Annotated in this window: 21 protein-coding genes and 1 pseudogene; 16 read left to right on the top strand and 6 right to left on the bottom strand. The window is 65.3% G+C overall.

Annotated elements, in window-relative coordinates; translation table 11 throughout:
* Window positions 1-128 precede the first annotated feature (128 nt).
* On the top strand, window positions 129-1502 hold the full coding sequence (locus A6E15_RS01400) for an aspartate aminotransferase family protein (protein WP_076143064.1): 1374 nt from the start codon (window positions 129-131) through the stop codon (window positions 1500-1502).
* A complete protein-coding gene (locus A6E15_RS01395) occupies window positions 1502-2665 on the top strand; it encodes an acyl-CoA dehydrogenase family protein (RefSeq protein WP_076143063.1) in 1164 nt (387 codons plus the stop codon). Before A6E15_RS01400 ends, A6E15_RS01395 begins: the two co-directional genes overlap by 1 nt.
* A gap of 179 nt (window positions 2666-2844) precedes the next feature.
* Here the strand turns inward: A6E15_RS01395 and A6E15_RS01390 are convergent, their stop codons facing one another.
* Window positions 2845-3363 (bottom strand): Lrp/AsnC family transcriptional regulator, encoded by a 519-nt coding sequence (locus A6E15_RS01390; protein ID WP_076143062.1) that lies wholly within the window; start codon window positions 3361-3363, stop codon window positions 2845-2847.
* A gap of 134 nt (window positions 3364-3497) precedes the next feature.
* On the opposite strand from A6E15_RS01390, the pseudogene A6E15_RS21280 reads away from it, so the two are divergent.
* Together A6E15_RS21280 and A6E15_RS01380 are read left to right on the top strand one after the other, a co-directional pair.
* Window positions 3498-3728: pseudogene (locus A6E15_RS21280) on the top strand (MBL fold metallo-hydrolase); the annotation flags it as partial.
* A gap of 46 nt (window positions 3729-3774) precedes the next feature.
* Window positions 3775-4080: a DsrE family protein gene (locus A6E15_RS01380; protein WP_277612943.1), complete on the top strand. Its 306-nt coding sequence runs from the start codon at window positions 3775-3777 to the stop codon at window positions 4078-4080.
* Between the two features lie 29 nt (window positions 4081-4109).
* Here the strand turns inward: A6E15_RS01380 and A6E15_RS01375 are convergent, their stop codons facing one another.
* On the bottom strand, window positions 4110-4844 hold the full coding sequence (locus tag A6E15_RS01375) for a helix-turn-helix domain-containing protein (protein WP_076143061.1): 735 nt from the start codon (window positions 4842-4844) through the stop codon (window positions 4110-4112).
* Window positions 4845-4932: 88 nt separating this feature from the next.
* On the opposite strand from A6E15_RS01375, the gene A6E15_RS01370 reads away from it, so the two are divergent.
* From A6E15_RS01370 to A6E15_RS01355, 5 genes are all read left to right on the top strand, one after another.
* Complete coding sequence (locus A6E15_RS01370; protein ID WP_076143060.1) at window positions 4933-6045, top strand: MBL fold metallo-hydrolase; 1113 nt, start codon at window positions 4933-4935, stop codon at window positions 6043-6045.
* A 3-nt stretch (window positions 6046-6048) separates the two neighbouring features.
* The gene (locus A6E15_RS01365; RefSeq protein WP_076143059.1) at window positions 6049-7338 is read left to right on the top strand and encodes an MFS transporter; all 1290 of its coding nucleotides are present in this window, start codon (window positions 6049-6051) and stop codon (window positions 7336-7338) included.
* A 147-nt stretch (window positions 7339-7485) separates the two neighbouring features.
* On the top strand, window positions 7486-8007 hold the full coding sequence (locus A6E15_RS20190; RefSeq protein WP_139326551.1) for a hypothetical protein: 522 nt from the start codon (window positions 7486-7488) through the stop codon (window positions 8005-8007).
* Window positions 8008-8466: 459 nt separating this feature from the next.
* The gene (locus A6E15_RS01360) at window positions 8467-9696 is read left to right on the top strand and encodes an MBL fold metallo-hydrolase (RefSeq protein ID WP_076143058.1); all 1230 of its coding nucleotides are present in this window, start codon (window positions 8467-8469) and stop codon (window positions 9694-9696) included.
* A gap of 60 nt (window positions 9697-9756) precedes the next feature.
* Window positions 9757-10197 carry a hypothetical protein gene (locus A6E15_RS01355; RefSeq protein ID WP_076143057.1) on the top strand — a complete coding sequence of 147 codons (441 nt, stop codon included), beginning with the start codon at window positions 9757-9759 and terminating at the stop codon, window positions 10195-10197.
* A 4-nt stretch (window positions 10198-10201) separates the two neighbouring features.
* Here A6E15_RS01355 and A6E15_RS01350 read toward each other — a convergent pair whose 3' ends face one another.
* Together A6E15_RS01350 and A6E15_RS01345 are read right to left on the bottom strand one after the other, a co-directional pair.
* Window positions 10202-11125 carry an LLM class oxidoreductase gene (locus tag A6E15_RS01350; protein WP_076143056.1) on the bottom strand — a complete coding sequence of 308 codons (924 nt, stop codon included), beginning with the start codon at window positions 11123-11125 and terminating at the stop codon, window positions 10202-10204.
* 177 nt (window positions 11126-11302) lie between these two features.
* Window positions 11303-13276, bottom strand: coding sequence for an aconitate hydratase (locus tag A6E15_RS01345; RefSeq protein ID WP_076143055.1), 1974 nt, complete (start codon window positions 13274-13276; stop codon window positions 11303-11305).
* Between the two features lie 206 nt (window positions 13277-13482).
* Between A6E15_RS01345 and A6E15_RS01340 the strand changes: the two genes are divergently transcribed.
* The 7 genes from A6E15_RS01340 (at window position 13483) to A6E15_RS01310 (ending at window position 19477) form a co-directional block, all read left to right on the top strand.
* Entirely contained in the window at window positions 13483-14073 is a 591-nt protein-coding gene (locus A6E15_RS01340) for a deoxyuridine 5'-triphosphate nucleotidohydrolase (RefSeq protein WP_277612873.1), read from the top strand.
* A 37-nt stretch (window positions 14074-14110) separates the two neighbouring features.
* Window positions 14111-14665 carry a hypothetical protein gene (locus tag A6E15_RS01335; RefSeq protein WP_076143053.1) on the top strand — a complete coding sequence of 185 codons (555 nt, stop codon included), beginning with the start codon at window positions 14111-14113 and terminating at the stop codon, window positions 14663-14665.
* Between the two features lie 84 nt (window positions 14666-14749).
* Window positions 14750-15214 (top strand): copper resistance protein CopD, encoded by a 465-nt coding sequence (locus A6E15_RS01330; RefSeq protein ID WP_076143052.1) that lies wholly within the window; start codon window positions 14750-14752, stop codon window positions 15212-15214.
* A gap of 90 nt (window positions 15215-15304) precedes the next feature.
* Window positions 15305-15739, top strand: a complete 435-nt coding sequence (locus A6E15_RS01325) for a hypothetical protein (RefSeq protein ID WP_076143051.1) — start codon at window positions 15305-15307, stop codon at window positions 15737-15739.
* 68 nt (window positions 15740-15807) lie between these two features.
* Window positions 15808-18072, top strand: a complete 2265-nt coding sequence (locus tag A6E15_RS01320; RefSeq protein WP_076143050.1) for a PAS domain-containing sensor histidine kinase — start codon at window positions 15808-15810, stop codon at window positions 18070-18072.
* A 66-nt stretch (window positions 18073-18138) separates the two neighbouring features.
* Entirely contained in the window at window positions 18139-19038 is a 900-nt protein-coding gene (gnd, locus tag A6E15_RS01315) for a phosphogluconate dehydrogenase (NAD(+)-dependent, decarboxylating) (protein WP_076143049.1), read from the top strand.
* Between the two features lie 160 nt (window positions 19039-19198).
* The gene (locus A6E15_RS01310; RefSeq protein WP_076143048.1) at window positions 19199-19477 is read left to right on the top strand and encodes a HalOD1 output domain-containing protein; all 279 of its coding nucleotides are present in this window, start codon (window positions 19199-19201) and stop codon (window positions 19475-19477) included.
* A 324-nt stretch (window positions 19478-19801) separates the two neighbouring features.
* On the opposite strand, the gene A6E15_RS01305 is transcribed toward A6E15_RS01310, so the two are convergent.
* Window positions 19802-20116 carry a nucleoside triphosphate pyrophosphohydrolase gene (locus A6E15_RS01305; RefSeq protein WP_006650796.1) on the bottom strand — a complete coding sequence of 105 codons (315 nt, stop codon included), beginning with the start codon at window positions 20114-20116 and terminating at the stop codon, window positions 19802-19804.
* 466 nt (window positions 20117-20582) lie between these two features.
* Window positions 20583-20990 (bottom strand): hypothetical protein, encoded by a 408-nt coding sequence (locus A6E15_RS01300; protein WP_076143047.1) that lies wholly within the window; start codon window positions 20988-20990, stop codon window positions 20583-20585.
* Window positions 20991-21142: the final 152 nt, after the last annotated feature.

The following is a 21142-nucleotide window of genomic DNA, read 5'->3' as shown; positions in this document are numbered from 1 at the left end:
ATAGAGGTCAGTGAAACAATGCATTTAGATATAATCCTATTTTGTACCCTAATTGTAGCTTTTTACCTACAGTAAGGCGCTATAATCGTAACCAAACCAAATATATCCTAGGAGGGTGACTATGGCCCATGGCCGTAGGCCCATCGATCGACGAGCTTCACTTCGCGACCGAACCATCGGTCGACGAGGTGCCGGGACCGAACTCACGGACACTACTGAAACGCCAACGAGAGATCGACAGCAACGCGGTGGCGTATCCGCGCCGCGTCCCCGTCGCGCTCGAGGAGGCGCGGGGAGCGACGATCCGGGACGTCGACGGAAACACCTTCCTCGACTTCTTCGCGGGGATCGGCGTCCTGAACGTCGGGCACTCCAACCCCTACGTTCTCGAGGGGACCCAGGAGCAACTCGAGTCGATCGCGCACACGATCGACTTCCCGACCGAGGCGCGGGTCGATCTCATCGAGAAACTGCGAACGATCGCCCCGGGCGGTCTGGCCGGCTCGAGCAACGTCGTGTTCGGCGGTCCGAGCGGGAGCGACGCGATCGAGGGGTCGATCAAACTCGCCAAACACAACACGGGTCGCCACGGGATCCTGGGCTTCGAGGGTGCGTATCACGGGACGACCGCCGGCGCGCTCAGTCTCACCGCGGGCAAGAAGTACAAAGAGGGGTACGGGCCGCTACTGGCGGACGCCGTTCACGTCCCGTATCCGACGCGCAACGCGGGCGCGGGCGATCGAAACGCGTGTGAGCGGTGTCTCGACGCCGTCAAGCGAAAGTTCGAGGCTCCCTACGGCGGTCACGAGACGCCCGCCGGGATCTGGGTCGAGCCGATCCAGGGCGAGGGCGGCGTCGTCGTTCCCCCGGAGGGGTTCTTACAGGGGCTTCGCGACATCGCTGACGACAACGACGCGATGTTGATCGTCGACGAGATCCAGACCGGACTGGGACGAACCGGCGAGTGGTTCGCGACCGACCACTTCGACGTGACCCCCGACGCGATCACGATGGCGAAAGCGCTGGGCGGGACCGGCCTGCCGATCGGGGCGATGCTCTATCACGAGGACTTCGATACGTGGGGGCCCGGCGGCCACGTCGGGACCTTCCGCGGCAACGCGCCGGCGATGGTCGGCGGGCTGCGAGCGATCGAGTACATCGAATCCCACGACCTGCTGTCACACGCGACGACGCTCGGACAGTATCTCCGCGATCGGCTCGACGAGGTCGCGGAGACGACGCCGGAACTGGTGGACGTGCGGGGCAAAGGGCTCTTCGTCGGCGCGGAGTTCGTCGACGCCGACGGCGACCCCGACGCCGACCTGGTCGAAGCGATCCAGACCCGCTGTTACGAGAACGGGCTCCTCGTCTGGAACGCCGGCCGACACGGGAACGTGTTGCGGCTGATCCCGCCGCTCGTCCTCACCCGAGAACAGGCCGAGGTCGGAATGGACATCCTCTGTAACGCGATTCGAGCGAGTGCCACGGAGGGGACGAACTGATGTTCGATTTCCTCGACCTCGAGTCGGAACTCACGGACGAAGAGCGGCTGATCCGGGACACGGCCCGGGAGTTCGTCGACGACCGGGTGCGCCCGGACGTCGGCGACCACTTCGAGAACGGCACCTTCCCCACCGAGCTGATCCCGGAGATGGGCGAGATGGGGTTTTACGCCCCCAATCTCGAGGGCTACGGCTCGCCGAACGTCTCCGAGACGGCCTACGGCCTGTTGATGCGGGAACTCGAGGCCTGTGACTCGGGGCTGCGCTCGATGGCGTCGGTTCAGGGCGCGCTGGTCATGTACCCGATCCACGCCTACGGGAGCGAGGCCCAGAAATCGGAGTGGCTCCCGAAACTGGGCAACGGTGAGGCCGTCGGCTGCTTCGGTCTCACCGAACCCGAACACGGCTCGAACCCGTCGGCGATGGAGACCCGCGCCGAGCGCGACGGGGACGGCTACGTTCTCAACGGCTCCAAGACCTGGATCACGAACTCGCCGATCGCCGACGTGGCCGTCGTCTGGGCGCGCGACAAGTCGGCGGCGGACGACCCCGTTCGCGGGTTCCTCGTCGAGACCGACCGCGACGGCGTCACGACCAACAAGATCGACGACAAGCTCTCGCTGCGGGCCTCGATCACGGGCGAGATCGGCCTGAACGACGTCCACGTCCCCGAGGAGAACGTCCTCCCGGGCGTCGAGGGCATGAAGGGGCCGCTGTCCTGTCTCACGCAGGCCCGCTACGGCATCGCCTGGGGTGCCGTCGGGGCCGCCCGCGACTGCTTCGAGGAGGCCCGCCAGTACGCGAAAGACCGCGACCAGTTCGGCGGCCCGATCGGTCGGTTCCAGCTCCAGCAGCGCAAGCTCGCGGAGATGGGTACCCAGATCACGCTGGCGCAACTGCTCGCCCACCGGCTCGCCGAACTCAAAGAGCGCGGCGAGATGCGGCCACAGCACGTCTCGATGTCGAAGCGAAACAACGTCCGCATGGCGCGCAATCAGGCCCGGATCGCCCGCGAGATGCTCGGCGGCAACGGCATCACCACCGACTACTCGCCGATGCGGCACATGTCCAACCTCGAGACGGTCTACACCTACGAGGGAACCCACGACATCCACACGCTCGTCCTCGGCGAGGAGTTCACCGGCATCCCCGCCTACGAATGAGCGACCGGGAAGCGGTGGTGGGGACACCGCCGTCGTCCCGTCACCTCGAGGCGTTTCGGGCGACCGTCGCCGACTCTCGACGCCGGGATGGGACTCGAAACTCGAGACCCCCCGGCAAGCAGTAGCGGCGAGTCAGGAGCCGGCGATGGACGGCCGATTCGTGTGATACCGGGCGATAGCTACTCCGTCTCGTCCGCGAGGCCGTGTGCCTCGAGAAACGATTTCCGATCGTAGTCGCGCAGGGTGCCGATCCCCTCGCTCGTCTTGATCGTCGAGATGACGAACTTCGAACTCGTCCGGTTGATCTCGTCGATCGATTCGTAGTCCTCCACGAGTCGCTCGACCATATCCCGCGAGGTGAGCCGCCCGATGAGGACGAAGTCGGTGTCGCCCATCGTGAAATACACCTGATTGATCCCCTCGATATCGGCGAGCTGTTCGCCGACTCGTTCGTGATACCCCTCGTCGAACTCCGCCCAGACCTCGGAGATGACGGTCAGCCCCAGGCCGACCTCGTCGAGATCGAGTTCGTACAGATCGTTCGTGATGACGCCCGCCTCCTTGAGATTCTGCAAGCGGTAGTGAACCGTCGACTTCGGGATGCCCGTCTCCTCGTGGATGATTTCCGTGTTATCGGTCTCCCGATCGGCGATCGCAAAGAGAATCTTGACGTCCCGCTCGTCGAGTGTGTCGTTCATCCGTGCATTCCCTTGACGCACCCGAGCCTATTCTCTTTCGGTGACCAGTCCGTCGGGCCGTTCGCGAGGGCGCGCTCGCTCGAGCGCAGTCGGTGGTAGCCGATGGCGTCGAACGGTCCGGGCGGTTGCGTGTAATGGACGGACGGTTTCTCGGCGGTGCCGGCGAGATCGGTCGGAGCGCGCTCTGTATCGACGAGAGGCCCGTTCCCGATTTCGGGATGGACTCGGGGAATCCGCCGGCGTTTCCGATCGGCGACATCGGCCCCGAGACCGTCGTCGTCGACCGCGGCCAACTCGATCACGTCGGTACGGTCCCGGTGCTGCTGTCGGACGACGTCCACCCCGATATCCACCGGACGGCGCCGCTCACGAGTGGCTCCCAGACCAAATGCCGGTATGCACCTCTGACTCATCCTCGAGACGGACCCCGAGCGCGTCTGGAACGGATTTCGACTGGCGAACACCGCCCTCGATGCGGAACACGTGGTCGAGGTGTTCCTGCTGGGCGATGGCGTCGAAGCGCCCGACCTCGAGCACGAGAAGTTCAACCCGCACGGAGTCATGCGGAAGTACACGCAAAACGGCGGGGACCTCTTCGCCTGTGGTACCTGCCTCGACTCTCGTGACATCGACCCCGACGACCTCAGGCCCCGTTCGACGATGGGCGACTGCCTTCGCATCGTCGAAGACGCCGACGAAGTACTGACCATCGGCTGACGCGACGACGGCGTCGGCTCGTCGCGTGGTCAGTCGGCGCTCTGTTCGGGCGTCCGTGGTTGCTCGACGTGCAGTGGGTCTCCCGTGGACGTCGCCGTCACCAACCGCAAGAACTCGCCCGCGTTCGTGAGGAGTTTGTTCTCGGCTTTCCGAAGGTGCTCCTCGTACGTCGAGCGCGCAACGGACGTCCGCTCGGCCAACTCGCGTAGCGACGTCTTCCGGGGCTGTTCGTAGTATCCGCTCTCGAGGGCCAACCGGAGCGCCGCCAGCTGTCGGTCGGTGAGATCCTCGAAGAGCTGATCGACGGGCGCTAACATGCTGTGTGGGATCTGCTGTTCCTCGATGGCCGTCTTCGAGAGGACGTCGATATCCCGGTCGGACTCGAGGTCCCGAATCAGCGCTCGCACGTCGCCCTCGTCGAACGCGATCACCGAGTAGTGTTCCCAGCCCTGCCGATGGATCGTCGGCGGTTGGTACAGGCAGTTGTACTCCTCGAATCGGTCGATGATCGACCCCTCCAGCGAACAGAGACACGCCTGCGTGACGACGTGCAACCCGGAGTCGTCGATCGATCGGTGCAGGATCGTCCCCAGACTGTCGATCTCCGCGAGCAGATCGTCCGTCGGGGTTTCCGAGGACGTGATCTCGAGTACCTGGCAGTCGCTCAGATACCACTCGCGTATCGTGAGGTCCGGGTGCCGTTCCGAGATCTCCCGATAGGGACACTCGTGTTTCACCCGGAACGAGGCCTCGTACAGGCTCATACGCGCTATTCGATCGCTATCGCAATAGCTGTGCCGGTCATGACCGGCACCACCCATATGCAGATATGCCTCTTATCGGAGACCACCGATGACAGAAGTGACTCCGGACGAACTCAGTGGGCGATTGCAGGCCGACGGGGACGACGTTCTCGTCCTCGACGTTCGGCACCGAGCGGACTACGACGAATGGCATATCCCGGACAGCGTCAACGTCGACGTCTACGACGAACTACAGGACGATCCGGAGAGGACAGGGGATGCCCTCGAGGACCTGCCGGAAGGGAAAGAGATCGTCACCGTCTGCGCCGCGGGAGTCGTCGCGCAGACGGCGACGGACGTCCTGCGAGAGATGGGGTACGACGCCGCGACGCTGACCGACGGGATGAACGGGTGGAGCCGCGTCCACCGAAGCGCGCCCGTTGAAACCGATCTCGACGGGACGCTCGTTCAGGTCGCCCGTCCCGGGAAGGGCTGTCTCTCGCACGTCCTAGTTTCGGACGGCGAGGCCGCCGCGTTCGATCCCTCCCACTACCTCGACGAGTACGATGCGATCCTCGAGGAGTACGACGCCGACCTCGTCGGCGTTTTCGACACGCACGCGCACGCCGACCACGTCTCCGGCGGTGCGGAACTCGCCGAGCGGCACGACGTTCCCTACTACCTCCACCCGAAGGACGCGCTCGCGATCGACGCGACCCCGATCGAAGACGGCGAGTCGATCGAGATCGGGACCGTCGACGTCGACGTGATCCACACGCCGGGACACAGCGAGGGCAGCGTCTCGTTCGATCTCGAGGGCGAGGCCCTGCTCACGGGCGATACGCTCTTCCACGAGAGCGTCGGCCGCGTCGAACTCGGCGTCGAAGCCGGGATCGAAGAGTCCGACATCGAAGGGAACGCGGCCACGCTCTACGAGAGCCTCCAGCGCCTGCTGGATCGGCCGGACGACGCCGTCGTCCTGCCGGCACACGATCCCGGATCACCCGAGCCACCGGTGACTGCGACACTCGGTGACATCAAAGCGCAAAACGAGGATCTCGGCCGTGACCGCGAGGAGTTCGTCGAGACGCTCGCCTCGGACATCCCGAACCATCCGCCGAACTTCGAGCGCGTCAAGCGCACCAACGTCGGGCAGGAGGACGTCCCCGACGACGAACTGTCCGAGCTCGAACTGGGCCCGAACCGCTGTGCAGCCGAGTAATCGATGAGCGGGCAAACTGACCTGAAACAGGGCATTCGCGAACACCTCGGACAGTTCTCGCTGCACGTCCTGCTGGTGTTCGCGACGGGGCTGACGATCGGCTCCGAGCGCACGGTCGTCCCCGTCTTGGGCGAGGACGTGCTCGGCGTCGAGTCGTTTTTCGTCATCGGCTCGTTCGTCGTCTCCTTCGGCTTCGTCAAGGCGCTGCTCAACCTCTACGCCGGCAAGTGGGGCGAGGAGTACGGCCGCAAGCCGGTACTCGTTCTCGGCTGGCTCACCGCGCTGCCGATCCCGGTGATCCTCATCTACGCGCCGAGTTGGAGTTGGATCACCGTCGGGAACATCCTGCTGGGGATCAACCAGGCGCTGACCTGGAGCATGGCGATCAACGCCAAGATCGACCTCGCGAGTCCCGACCAGCGCGGGCTCGCCGTCGGCATCGACGAGGCCTTCGGCTACACCGGCGTCGCAGCCGGGGCGTGGATCACCGGCGTCATCGCCGGGCAGTGGAACCTCCGGCCCGAGCCGTTCTACTTCCTCGCCATCGTGGTGGTGCTGGCGTTCCTCATCTCGATCTTCCTGATCAAGGAGACGGTTCACCTCGCGCAACTGGAGGGCGACGACGACCACCACGATGCGAACCTGCCGTTCAACGAGGTCCTGAAGCGCGCGACCTACGGCGACAAGACGCTGTTCGCAGCGGCCCAGGCCGGTCACATCGAGAACTTCGTGGACACGCTGTTCTGGATCGCCGTGCCGCTGTATCTCACGAGTCAGGGGCTCGCAATCGAGGCCGTCGGCGTCGTCGTCGGCGTCCACAGCGCGATGTACTTCCTCCAGATCGGGACCGGCGGCCTCGCCGACCGCATCGGTCGCCGCCCGCCCGTCGTCGCGGGGATGTTCGTCGCCGGTGCCGGCGTCCTCGGAATGGTGTTCGTCGACAGCTACCTCCCGTGGGCCGTTTTAGCCGGCGTCTCTGGTCTCGGGATGGCGCTGCTCTACCCGAACCTGATGACGGTACCCAGCGACGCCGCCCACCCGACCTGGCGGTCGGCAGGCATGGGCGTCTACCGGATGTGGCGCGACTCGGGCTACGGCGTCGGCGCGATCCTGATCGGCCTCACGATGCAGTTCGTGAACACCGAAGCCGCGTTCTACATGACTGCGCTCTTGATGTTCGTCTCGGGGGCAGTCGTGTTCCTGTGGATGGAAGAGACCCATCCCGACTTCGGTACCCACGAGCCACCAGCACCTGCACGAGAAGCACCGGGGCAAGTCACGGCCGAGGATTGAGGAGGAACCTATCGTCGAGGGTGTCGTAGAACGCTTTCCACAGCATTGATTTCACCCATGCCTACAGTGAACGCACCAATAAGTAGGTCTGCGAAGTGAACAGCCGTTTCCCGAAAGCACTTGTAGACCGTGTGAATTACAACAAATATGAAAAGACGGATATTCCTTACTACAGCGATCGTCACTACCGCTACAATTGCAGGATGTAGTACCAGTAACGGAGGAACAGCAGAACCGTCTGAAAATGACTCAACAGAAGACAAGGATTCGGAGCAAGATACAGAAGACAAGGACTCGGAGCAAGATACAGAATCAGAGGAAGACGATGAAACGGTACCAAAGGGGACAATGAGAACGTTTTCGGTGGAGAACGGGTTCGATGAGGAAATAAAAGGAATAATTAAAATAACGAACATTAGTGGGGATGTCACTGGAGAGGCTTCATTTAGCATGAAGCCGAAAGAATCGTATGACAATCACGCACATATTGCGGATAAGAAAGGTATGTATACAGCGGAAGTTACGGTTGAGGGTCGAGGGACTGTAACAAATCGTTTCGATTATGCTAGTCCAATCAGTGATCCCCATCTGACAATTGCTCCAGCAGACCTTGGGCCTAATGAAGATGATCCATTTGCTGTTCAAATAGATCTGGCCCCTGACGTTTGATTTACTACTCCTCTGGATATATGTGAGCCGTCTGTACTTATCGCTTCCCGAGGTCAGCAGAGCAAGGTATGCAAACTGTTCTATGACACCCTCGTGAATGATTCTATGACACGCTGTATCGTCTACTAACGCCGAGGTCGTTTCGTCGCGAGGTTCCGCTATAGTAGCCGCTGAACGTCATTGCACACCTGATCGAACGACAGCGTTGCGACCAGTGTGTAAATCGTTTCAACGGCTACTATAGACTAGTCGCACGCCTTCGAACGACTCGTCGAGCGTGCAGTCCGAACCGACAGCCGTGTCTCACCACAGCGACGTCGAGGGGAGACCGAACTCGAGGCGAAACGGTCGGCTGGCATTTCCGTTTCGTTCCCTTTACCCACGACAGTGAGCGTTCGGCTCCCGACAAAGCGGAGCGATTCGACGTTGTCAAACGGCACGAGCGACTAGCAGTCGCTAATGGAGATTCGGTTTCTGGGCGGTGCGGGAGAAGTCGGCCGGAGCGCGATCCTGGTAAACGATCGCCTCCTGCTCGACTACGGGATGAAATCGGGAACCCCGCCGCAGTTCCCGGGCGACGCAGATCCCGACGCGGTCGTGGTAAGTCACGGTCATCTGGACCACGTCGGCGCGATTCCCTCGCTGCTCAGCGGCGACGCCCGCCCGCCGATCCACTGGACGCCGCCGACGCGCGAACTCGCACTGACGCTCGCGCGGGACACGCTGAAATTACACGGTGGAACGCTACAGTGTCCGTTCACCGAGACCGACGTGCAGCGAGCCACCCAGGTCTCGAGGACACACGGCTACCGGGAGACGTTCGAGGCCGCCGGTCACGACGTGACGTTTTTCGACGCCGGCCACATCCCGGGTTCGGCACACGTACTCGTCGACGACGGCGAAACGAGACTCCTCTACACCGGAGACTTCCATACGACCGACCAGCGGCTGGTGGCCGAGACGACTGCTCGTCCCGATGCGGACGTCGTGATCTGCGAAAGTACGTATTCCGATGTCGAACACGAGGATCGGCCGACGGTCGAAGACCGGTTCGTCGAGAGCCTCGAGCGGACGCTCTGGGAGGGCGGCACCGTCGTGATCCCCGCGTTCGCCATCGGCCGCACGCAGGAGATGCTGCTGCTCTGTGAGCGACACGACATCCCCTGCTACGTGGACGGGATGGGGAAACGAATCACGGAGATGCTGCTGCATCACCCCGAGTTCGTCCGCGACGCGGACGCGCTCGGGCGGGCGAAATCCCACGCACGGTTCGTCACAGGACGAGACGGACAGCGCGAGCGCATCGCCGAGCAGAACACGGCGATTATCACGACGAGCGGGATGCTCCACGGCGGCCCCGCGATGACGTACGTCCCCGCCGTCCGCTCGCATCCGACAAACAAGATCGCCATGACCGGCTATCAGGTCGAGGGAACGCCGGGCCGAGACCTGCTCGAGACCGGCAGCGCCGAGATCGACGGCCGGATGCTGGCGGTCAGCGCACAGGTCGAACAGTACGACTTCTCGGCCCACGCCGACCGCGACGGGCTCCGCGAGTTCCTCGCGGCCTACGAGGACGCTCGCGTCCTGATCAATCACGGCGACCGTTGCGAGGCGTTCGCCGAGGAACTGCGCGCCGACGGCGTCGACGCTACCGCCCCGGAACTCGGCGACCGCTGCGAGTGTTGACCGGCGGGTCCGGCAGGCTCAACGCCGACCGTTTTCACCCGCGTCGCCGTCGGTTCTCCCATGACAGATCACGACTCGACCGCCGGTCCCGAGACGGACGTCGACCTCGACGACCTCGAGCTAAGCGAGGCCGAACTGGCGGCGCTACACGAACTCCAGTTGGGGATCGAACACGTCCACCGCGCGTACGGTACCCTGCTCGAGTTCCACCACGAACTCGGGCACGCGATGGACCGGATGGGCGACGCGGAGGACCGACTCCGCGAGGCCGGCCACGAGGAGTGGGCCGACGCCCTCCGGGACGAGCATCTCCCCGCGGGCGCGATCAGCGACCAGTGGACCTTCGAACTCGTCGAGGAGTTCTCGGGGGAGTTCCTCGAGGCGGTCGACGGGTTCGAGGACGAGGTCCGGGAGGAGCTGGCCGACGGGATCGACCACGTGACCGAGCGCCGCCAGAAGCGGCAGTTGCGCGAGCGCGCCGAGGACGGCGACGGCGAGTGAGCCGCTACAGTTCGTCGACGATCTCGTCGGCGAACGTCGCCAGCGCGGCCTCGCGGTCGTCGTTTTGAATCCCGATAATCGCGTGATCGAGGCCGTAGGCCTCGAGTCGACGGAAGTAGTCTCGGAACCACTCGACACCGGCCCGAAAGCCCAGGTGAAGCGGTTCGGGATCGGCCGTCCGGTCGTCGGCCAACTCGACCCGGACGGCGATCGCGAAGGGCTTGTCGCCGGCGGCCGCGCGCCACTCGGCCAGATAGCTCTCGAGGGTCGACTCGGGGAGGTGATAGAACAGCCAGCCGTCGCCGTGGTCGGCGATCCACTCGCGGGACTGGCGGGCGTTGCCGGTCGGTAACAGGGGGATCGTCTCGGTCGTCGGCTTCGGCACGACGTCGAGGTCGCCCTCGAGTCGGCCCCATCGACCCTCGAGTTCGGGGAACTCCTCGCGCCAGACCGTTCGGAGGGCGTCGACGGACTCGCGAAACAGCGCGCCCCGCTCCTCGCGGTCGACGTCGAAGGCGGGGTACTCCGGGTCGCGGTCGCCGGAGGCGACTCCGAGGACGAGCCGGCCGTCGGAGAGCCGGTCGACCGTCGCGGCCGACTTCGCGACGTGAAGGGGATGCCGGAGCGTGAGGACGACGCTCGAGGTGCCGAGCGCGATCTCGTCGGTCCGGGCCGCGACGTGGGAGAGCCACGGCCAGGTGTCGAACGTCTGGCCCGAATCGCCGAACTTCGGCCAGTAGGTCGGCACGTCGCGGGCCCAGAGGCCGTCGAAGCCGACCGCCTCGGCGTGTTCGGCGAGGCGGAGTTCGGCCTCGATGTCGGGCGTCGATCGGTTCGCCCCCGTCAGGGGGAAGCCGGTCCCGAAGGTCAGACCGTCGGGCTCGAACAGGCGTCGGTAGCCAGCGTTTTCGTGTCCGTCGGCGGGCATTCGGTCGTGCTATCCGGCCGAACGGTATGACGGTGGCGTTGTCCGGTACCGTTGCCGGCATCGGTCGCCAGCCCGCGACTGTGATCGAAGAGCGGAACCGATCGACGGGAGCGTCGCCACTCGAGCCCGGTGAAAAAGACAGAATTGGGGTCGGCGACCGTCTCGGCGGGTAGCCGATCAGTCGTCGGCGGGCGTCGCGCCGCCCTCGCCGCTCTCGGCCTGTTCTTTCGTCCAGGAGAGCTTGCCGCCGGCCGCGAGGATCGCGCGTTCGCGCTCGGAGGCATCGAGCGTCGCCGTGTACTCATCGCCGTTGACGCGGACGGTGAACTCCTCCTGACCGGAGGTGACGGCGTCGTAGACGTCGTCGACGATCTCGACCTCGTCGCCCTGGTCGATGTCGGCGTAGGTGTCCTCGTCGATCGTCAGCGGGACGATCCCGAAGTTGAAGAGGTTCGCGCGGTGGATCCGGGCGAAGCTCTGTGCGAGGACGGCCTCGATGCCGAGGTACATCGGACACATCGCGGCGTGTTCACGCGAGGAGCCCTGGCCGTAGTTCTCGCCGGCGACGAGGACGCCGCCGTCGGCCTCACGGGCGCGCTCGGCGAACGTGTCGTCGACGCGCGAGAGGGTGAACTCGGAGAGCTTGTCGATGTTCGACCGGTACATCAGGATGTCCTGGGTCGCAGGAATGATGTGGTCGGTCGTGATGTTGTCCTCCATCTTGAGGAGGGCCTCGCCGGCGATGTCGGCGTCGAGCTGGTCCTTCAGCGGGACGTCGCCGATGTTCGGGCCCTTGACGAGTTCGTCGTCGGGGGCCTCCTCGGGCGTGATGAGGTCCGTCTTCGAGCCGTCGTACTCGTCGGGCAGCTCGATGCCGGGAGCCTCGAGACCCGCTTCCTCGTCGGCGAGGTCGCGCGGGTCGATGATTTCGCCCTTGATCGCCGCGGCGGCGGCGACCTCCGGCGAGCAGAGGAAGACGTTGTCGTCTTCGATGCCCGAGCGGCCCTCGAAGTTGCGGTTGAACGTCCGCAGCGAGACCGAATCCGAGGAGGGGACGTGACCGATGCCGATACAGGCACCGCACGTCGCCTCGGAGAAGTTGACGCCGGCGGCCATCATCTCCGCGACCCAGCCCTCGCGGGCGAGCATCTCGGAGGCCTGCTTGGAGCCGGGTGCGACGATCATCTCGGTCGTGGCGTTGACCTCGCGGTCCTCGAGCATCTTCGCGGCCGGGAGGACGTCCTCGTAGCCGCCGTTGGTACAGGAGCCGACGATGACCTGTTCGACGGACTGGCCGGCGACCTCGCGGACCGGCACGACCTTGTCCGGCATCGAGGGCTGTGCGATCAGCGGCTCGAGGTCGGAGAGGTCGACGACGATCTCGTCGTCGTACTCGGCGTCGTCGTCGGGCTGGAGCTTCTCGTACTCCTCGCCGCGGTCGAGACGCTCGAGGTAGTCTTTGGTCTGCTCGTCGGTCGGGAAGATCGACGAGGTCGCGCCCAGTTCCGTGCCCATGTTGGTGATGGTCATCCGCTCGGGCGCGGTCAGCGACTCGACGCCGGGGCCGGTGTACTCGAGGATCTTGCCGACGCCGCCTTTGACGGTCAGGCGACGGAGCAGCTCGAGGATGACGTCTTTCGCGGTGGCCCACTCGGGGAGCTCGCCCTCGAGGCGGACGTTGACGACTTCGGGCATCTCGATGTAGTAGGGTGCGCCGCCCATGGCGACGGTGACGTCGATCCCGCCGGCGCCGATGGCGAGTTCACCGAGGCCGCCGGGCGTGGGCGTGTGGCTGTCCGAACCCAGCAGGGTCTTGCCGGGGGCCGCGAAGTTCTCGCGGTGGACGTTGTGGCAGATGCCGTTGCCGGGTCGAGAGAAATAAGCGCCGTATTTGCCGGCTGCAGAACGCAGGAAACGGTGGTCGTCGGTATTCTTAAAGTCGAACTGATACGTCTGGTGGTCGCAGTACTGCGCGGCGATTTCGGTCTGGACCTCGTCCAGTCCCATCGCTTCGAACTGGAGCCAGACCATCGTTCCGGTCGTGTCCTGGGTAAGTACCTGGTCGATCTCGATCCCGATCTCCTCGCCGGTCTCGAGTTCGCCCTCGACGAGGTGGTCGTCGAGAATCTTTTCGGTGAGAGTCTGTCCCATAGCACCCAAAAGTCGGCCGTCCGTCCTGATAAATCCAGCGTGTTTCTACCGATGTGGGGCCCAATTCCCCCTCCCGAATGGGAAGGGGATCCGTGAATATTGCCGGCCCACAGATCGTTCGTCGAACGCGTTTTCAGCGGCCGCATGTGGCTCCTCGGTAGCGAAGCGACGACGGCGCGGACGGCACGAACCGACGGGCAGGAACCGTGGGACGAGCGGCGAGGGGGACGACGCGGCGTGACGGATGCTACCGCACCGTCGAGTCACCGCGAACGGATACGCTTTTCTCGTCGCCGCGGCGTCGAACCAACACGATGTTCCGTTCCGGTGCGTTCGTCGCCGACCACGTTTCGCCGACGACCGACGAGCAGGTCCAGCCCAACGGGGTGGACCTGACCGCCGACGTCGTCTTCGAGCAGTTGGAACCGGGCCGCATCACCCGGGACGGAAAGGAGATCGGCGACCGGATCGCCCGTCCGCTCGAGGAACTCGAGGAGGCCGATCCCGATACCTACTACCTGCCGAAGGGGGCCTACGTCGTTCGATACGGCGAGCGGATCGCCATCCCGGAGGGCCACGTCGGCTTCGTCTACCCCCGGTCGTCGCTCATGCGCAACTCCTGTATGCTCAACACGGCCGTCTGGGACGCCGGCTACGAGGGCCGCGGCGAGGGCCTGCTGCAGGTCCACCACGACATCGAACTCGAGCGCGGGGCGCGGATCGCCCAACTGGTGCTCGCCGGGGCCGACCACGAGGACGTCTACGAGGGCAGCTACCAGGGCGAGAACCTCGACTAACTGTTTTTGCTTCTCGCGCCCGTAGCCGACCGTACCGATGATGGCGACCACGCACGTGTTCACCGGGCTCGCAGTCGTCGCCCCCGTCGCGTACCACGTTCCCGAGTTCGGGACGGCGCTCGCGCTCGGGGCGATCCTCGGCGGGCTGGCCCCAGACCTCGACCTCGTGTTCGCCCACCGGCGGACGTTTCACTTCCCGGTCGCCGGGATCGCGGTCGCCGTCCCCACCGTCGCCGTCGCGGCCGTCGCCCCGGCGAGCGCGACGCTTGCGGTCGCCGCGTTCGCGGTTACGGCCTGGCTTCACGCCCTCAGTGACTCGATCGGCGGCGGGCCCGAGATGGACCCGTGGAACGAGCGTACCGATCGCGCGGTCTACGATCACGTGCGCGGCCGCTGGCTCCGCCCGCGGCGCTGGATCCGCTACGACGGCGCGCCGGAAGACGCCGTTCTCGGCGTCGCGCTCGCCGTCCCGACCCTGCTCGTCTTCGAGGGGTGGCTCGTCACCGCCGCCGCCGGCGGCCTCGCAGTGTCGCTGCTCTACGCGCTCTGTCGGCGACGCCTGGTCGCGTGGACGCCCGACTGGCTCGAGTGACCGCGGGCGAACGCGACAACCGCCGCGACAGTCGGGCGATCCGAAGTCGGAACGCTGATACGCCCGCTGTCCGACCGATCCCGTATGATCGACGTTCTCGCCGCCAGAACACTTCATCTCGTCTTCGCGGCCCTCTGGGCCGGCAGCGTCTGTTTCGTCGCCGCCGTCGTCCTGCCGCTGGCACGCGACGGCGCGTTCAACACGACCCACCCGCTCGAGGTGATCTCGGGGAAGCTGACGACCGTCTCGCGCGTGAGTTCGCTCGTTCTCTTTCTCTCGGGCGGACATCTGGCGGGACGGACCTACACGAGTGAGAGGCTCTTCGGCTCGACGAACGGCCACCTCGTCCTCGCGATGGTCGCGCTCTGGCTGGTGCTGACCGCCCTCGTCGAGATCGGTTCGAAGCGACTCGAGGCCGGCCTCACCGGCAAGAAGATCCGCGAGCCGGCTCGCGACGCCCTGCCCTTTTTCCGGGCGGCAGCGCTCGCGGCCGTCGGTCTGCTGGTAGTCGCCGGGCTGCTGTCGGGTAACGTCGCCAGTCTCCTGTAACGGCGATGGGGGATCGGTTTCCGTCGGAACACCTTAGCAACGAACGTTCTTGCGAAAGATACTTAATCGGTTACTGTAAGGTACTCGCTAATGATCAGGGGCAAGGACGTGGCACTATCACTGCTCGCGGTCGGGACGGCCGCCGTCGCCGGCTACGTACTCAGTTCGGAGCGGTCGGCGACCGGCGCCTCGCGATCGAAAGCCGACCTCGGCGCGCGGGTCATCGGCCCGGACGAAGTCCCCGCCGACGCCACGGTCGTCGACGCCTCGGCGGAACGGCTCGGCCGGATTCCCGGCGCACGACAGGCGCTCGAGCGCGCGGTCCGCAACGGCGCACACGAGGAGTGGGAACACGTCACGCTCGAGCGCGACGGCGCGTGGTCGGTCGTCGACCGGATCCGCCAGTCGCTGCCCTACTACGACGCCGACGGCGGCGAGTACAACGGGGTCTACGTCCGGTACAACGACCGCATCGTCGTCCTCGATGCGATCGGCTGGGCACGCCTCGAGGAACCGGTCGCGTAGGTCGCGCCTCGCCCCATGGTACCCTGCCACAACATTAATGACTAACGGCACCAACCGTCGGTCAGACCGTGTCCCGAGTCGGCCAGCGCGTCGTCTTCGTCGGTGATCCGACGCCGCCGCGTGATCTCGCTGGTGCCTTCGACGTGGTCAGGCCGGGAGACCGAGCGGCGGTAGTCGACTGCCTCGAGACGACCCCGGTCAATTGCGTGGTCGTCGATGGGACGGAAAGCGACCGGGTCGCGACCGTCGCCGCAGTCCGGGACGTCGCACCGGCAGTGCCGGTCATCTATACGACGGCGACGCCCGACGGGACCGTCGCGGCCGCGGCGACGCGAGCCGGCGCGACGGAGTACGTCGTCCGGACGGGTGGCCCCTCTCTCGCCGATCGCGTCGGAGCCGTCGCGACCGAACCGCCGACCGCGGCCGACGTGCGAACTGACTCTCCTCCTCGAACAGGAACGGCCGAAGAGCAGGCGCCGCCGGTCGGGTCCGCGGAGCGCTGCGAGACGATCGACGACGGCGTCATCGTCGTCGATTCGGACCGGCGGTTCGTCCACGTCAACGACGCCTTCGCCGATCTCGTGGGCGCTTCCCGGGAGCGACTCGTCGGACGTTCGGTAGCGCCGATCATCGGCGAGGACGCCTGCTGCGACTGGACGGCCGCAGTCGCGTCGCCGACCGGCGGCGAGACGGGGCACGAAACGTTCGAGACCGAACTCCGGCGTGTCGGCGGCGGGACCGTCCGCGTCGAGGCCAACGTCACGCCGCTCTCGGCGGCCGATCCGGACGACGTCGCGTTCGTCTGCGTCGTCCGCGACGTGACCGAACGCCGCCGCCGTGCGGACGTCGTCACCGGACTGCTCGAGACGACACGCTCGCTGTTCGCCTGCGAGTCACGCGCCGACGTCTCGGACGTCGTCGTCGAGGCCGCCGAACGCGTCCTCGGGTTCGATCTCGCCACGGTCCGGCTTCACGACGCCGACTCCGACGACCTCGTCCTGACGGCCGTCTCGGAAGCCAGCGGCGATCAAATCCGAGACCGCACGCGAGTCGCCCTCGACGAGGGGCCCATGGTGGAGGCGTTTCGCCGGGGCGAACCGGTCCTCATCGAGAACCTCCGAACCAACTCGCCACACGAGTACGAACAGTTGCAGGCCGGCATGTGCGTCCCGATCGGGGACCACGGGTTGCTCAACGTCGGGTCGCCGGTCGTCGACGCGTTCGACGACCAGCACGTCCAACTCGCACGGTTGCTGACCGCCAGCGCGGCCGCCGCCCTCGAGCGGGCCGAGCGCGGCGAGGAACTGCTGCGCCACGAACGGATCCTCGAGACCCTCGAAGGGATGGTGTACGCCATCGACGGCGACGCTCGCCTGACGCTCGTGACCGACCCGCTCGCCGAGCGGTTGGGCTACGAGCGGGACGAACTCGTCGGCGAGCCCGTGGCCCGCATCTTCGACGACGAGTCCTACGACCGCGCGGTCGAACACGTCGGAGACCTGCTCTCGGACGACGAGTGCGACAGCGGGGGCTTCGAAGCCACCTACACGACCGCCGACGGGGAGCGGTTCCCGGTCGAGATCGAGTGTTCGCTGTTGCCCCGCGACGACGACGGCGAGTTCCACGGCAGCGTCAGCGTCGTCAGGGACATCACCCAGCGCAAGGAGCGCGAACAGTACCTGCAGGTTCTCAACCGCGTCCTCCGGCACAACCTCCGGAACGACCTCACCGTCGTCATCGGCTACGCCGAACTCCTCCGGGAACGGCTCGACGATCCGGACCTGGCCGCCGCGGCCGACACGCTCAGAGAGACCGCGACCGACCTCGCGGGCACCAGCGAGAAGACCCGCGCCATCCAGTACGCGCTCGATTGCGACGGCGACCTCGAGCCGGTCGACGTCGCCGCGACCGTCACGGAGACCGTCGAGGGGCTCGACCCCGACGATGCGACCGTCTCCGCCTCGACGGCCGACGACTGCTTGGCCTGGGCCGATCCCGGACTGGGCCTGGTCGTCGAGAACCTCGTCGAGAACGCGATCCGACACGCGGGGCCGGCACCGACCGTCGAGGTCGCCGTGGCACGCGAGGACTGTCGGGTCCGGCTGGCGGTCGCCGACGACGGGCCCGGCATCCCGCCCGCCGAAATCGACGTCGTCACCGGCGCAAGCGACATCACGCAGCTGACCCACAGCAGCGGGCTCGGCCTCTGGCTGGTCCGGTGGATGGTCGACAACTACGGCGGCAGCGTCTCCTTTCGCGAATCGGACCTGGGCGGCAGCCGGGTCGAAATCTCGCTCGAGCCCGCGCCGTCGGCCTCGCGTCGCGGGGACTGACCCCGGCAACGCGCCCGCGAACCCGGAACCGCAACCCCTACCACACCGGCCGGCCGACCCCTATCCATGCAACTGGGCGTAATCGGACTCGGACGAATGGGACAGATCGTCGTCGACCGAACCCTCGCGGCGGGCCACGACGTGGTCGCCTTCGACCTCGACGAAGAGGCCGTCGCGACGGCCGCCGACGCGGGCGCGACCCCGGCCGACTCGATCGACGACCTCGTCGACCGGCTGGGCGCGGACAAGCGCATCTGGCTGATGGTCCCCGCCGGCGAGGCGGTCGACGTCACCCTCGAGGAACTCGCACCCCACCTCGACGGCGACGACGTCGTCGTCGACGGCGGCAACTCCTACTTCGAGGACTCGGTCCGCCGGGCCGAGTCCTGCCCCGCGGCCTACCTCGACTGCGGCACCTCCGGCGGCCCCGCCGGCGCGGAACTGGGCTTCTCGCTGATGGTCGGCGGCCCCCAGTGGGCCTACGACGAACTGACACCGGTCTTCGACGCCGTCGCGACGGGCCCGGACGGCCACGGGCGGATGGGCCCCGCCGGCTCCGGCCACTACGTCAAGATGATCCACAACGGCGTCGAGTACGCGCTGATGCAGGCCTACGGCGAGGGGTTCGAACTGCTTCACGAGGGCCGGTACGACCTCGACCTCGAGTCGGTCGCGTCGGTCTGGAACAACGGCGCGGTGATCCGCTCGTGGCTGCTGGAACTCTGCGAGGAGGCCTTCCGCGAGGAGGGCGGCGATCTGGGCACCGTCGCGGACCGCGTCGAGGGCGGCTCGACCGGCACCTGGACCGTCCAGGAGGGTCTCGAGCAGGAGGTCCCGCTGCCGCTGATCTACACCGCCCTCTCCGAGCGGTTCGGCTCGCGGGCCGACGACGGCCGGTTCTCGCGTCGGCTCGCCAACCGCCTGCGGTACGGCTTCGGTCGCCACGAGGTCCCCCGGCGGGAGTGACACTCGAGTCGGCGACGCCACGATCGGGGTACTGCGAGCGCCGCCGTCCCACCGACGCTCTGCCGCTCGCGTATCGGACAACCTGACTGTCGTTTCGTCCAGAACGGATCGGCTGCAACAGTGGGATATTTTCTTTACCGGCGGCCCCCCAGCAAGAGTGATGCAATCGATCGAGACGACAGCCGTTTCTCTCAGTGAAGGCGAGCAGCTCAGTATGGCCGTCATCGATCTCGTCGCCCGACTCGAGGACGCCGATCCAACGGCGCTCGAGCCGCTCTACGACGCGATCGATCCCGACCTGCTGGACTCGCTGCCCGATGCCGCGGGCTTCGAGAGTCTTGCGTTCGACTATCACGGCTACTCGATCACCGTCTCTGCTGAAGAGGGTGGGATCGAGGTCGCGCTCGAAGATTCGGCCGCGTCCGAACTCGGGCGGTAAGCGGCTCGGGGAGGGGATTGGTCTCCTTTTCGTGGTGATGGGTTCGCTCGAGGGCGCGTAGCGCAGTGGACGAAGTCTTTGGTTTCGTACTGAGAAGTCGAGGGTGAGCAGCCCCGACAGGAAAGGGTGCCCCTAAGGGGGCAGGGCAATTGCGCGGCGCGCAGAGCGCGCGCCGCGCTGAGAGAAGGGCGAACTGGTCGGTGCCAGACGGTACAACGGTGCTACTTCAGCATTAGATGAAGATGGCACCTCGATAACGATTGTTGTCGAGTCCGCTTAGGAGAGGAGAGATTAGACTGGGGCTGAGCGGTAAGTACAGGATGGCTATTTTTCAACCCGTTCGAGGACAACTCCTTCGTCGAAACGACCTCGCTGTTCTGCTTTTTGCGCTCGCTTTTCATTTAACTCGTCGACACTCACACCCTTTCTTTTCCGGATCGCGTGGACAACCTCCAAGATATCCGCCAACTCCTCCAAAGAACGTGATTCTCGGTACTCATCTACCTCTTCCTCTAACTTTTCCACTAATCGGTCAGAGTAGTCTTCGCCGGTAACTCTGCTGGTTACAGGCTTCTCTCCGTTCTGTTTGATAACCACCGGAATCTCGTCTCGGACAAGCTTGTCAAATTCGCGTCCCATAAGCAGCCCCTCAAAGAGTCAGCCGAAAAGGATGACGATGAGCGATCAATACGCACACATAGTTATCGGGACGTTCAGCCAACCACTGAGTGAATAGAAGATGGTAAATCACTGTTTCGATCCAACCCCCTGAGGTTGTACGTCGATAAAATCCGATTCCCGAATATGCACACGAGACGCGAATCCTCGTATGCATATCTCGAGTTCGGCTCCTGGTGAGAATAGAACGTATCTTCGAATGAGCGACAAGTTCCGCTGGTTTGGGGACAGAATGGGCCGTTCAGTGAGTCGAAAAACTAGGAGATACCGGATCGTGTGTACGAGCATGAAAATTCGAACCGTCGCTTCTCGGCCATCTGTGCCTGCGTCCCTGGATAGGTCTCACTAATTAGACCAGAATCGACCTTCAAGGAGCCGAAATCGAAGAAAGCCCGTACAATGAACCCTGACGAACGAAATCCGTTACCTATCCATCGCCGTCCCGCTGACGTTCCTGCTCGAGCGCCCCCGGCTCCGGACCTCGAAACGCCGTCGTGAGCGAGCGACTACGAGACACCCCCGGTGCATCGCCGTCGTGGGCCGCCGGGTCGTAGTGAATCGCCATCTCCGGGCCGAACAGCAGGAGGCCGACGTGGCTGGCCTCGGCCCTGATCTCCCGAACGTGTCGGCAGGCCTCGGAGCGATCGTCGGCGTCCCCGATCGGGGTGGCTCCCGCTCCGGCTTGGATATCGGCGAGCAACGACCGCGTGAGTCGGTCGATCATCTCGAGGCGCTCGCGGACGGTGCCATCCGTCAGTTCGCCATCGGACGCGGATGGGATCGATACGTCGGGTCGGTCGGGACCTTCATGGTCCCGTGAGTTGTCGTCGGACATGGCTTCCGTAGCGTGATACGGGAGCTGTCGCGGCCCGGTGTCAGGGCACCGAGCCGCTTTCTCCTGAGACGAGGGAGTCGCCTCACGATTCGTTCCCGTGTACCAACAAGTTCTGGCCGTTCCCTAATAACTTTTGTTACTAATTGGTAACA

This window comes from Natrinema saccharevitans, from assembly GCF_001953745.1.
Classification (GTDB): Archaea; Halobacteriota; Halobacteria; order Halobacteriales; family Natrialbaceae; genus Natrinema; species Natrinema saccharevitans.
The sequence above is the reverse complement of the archived record's forward strand: the minus strand, read 5'-3'. Positions and strand labels throughout refer to the sequence as shown.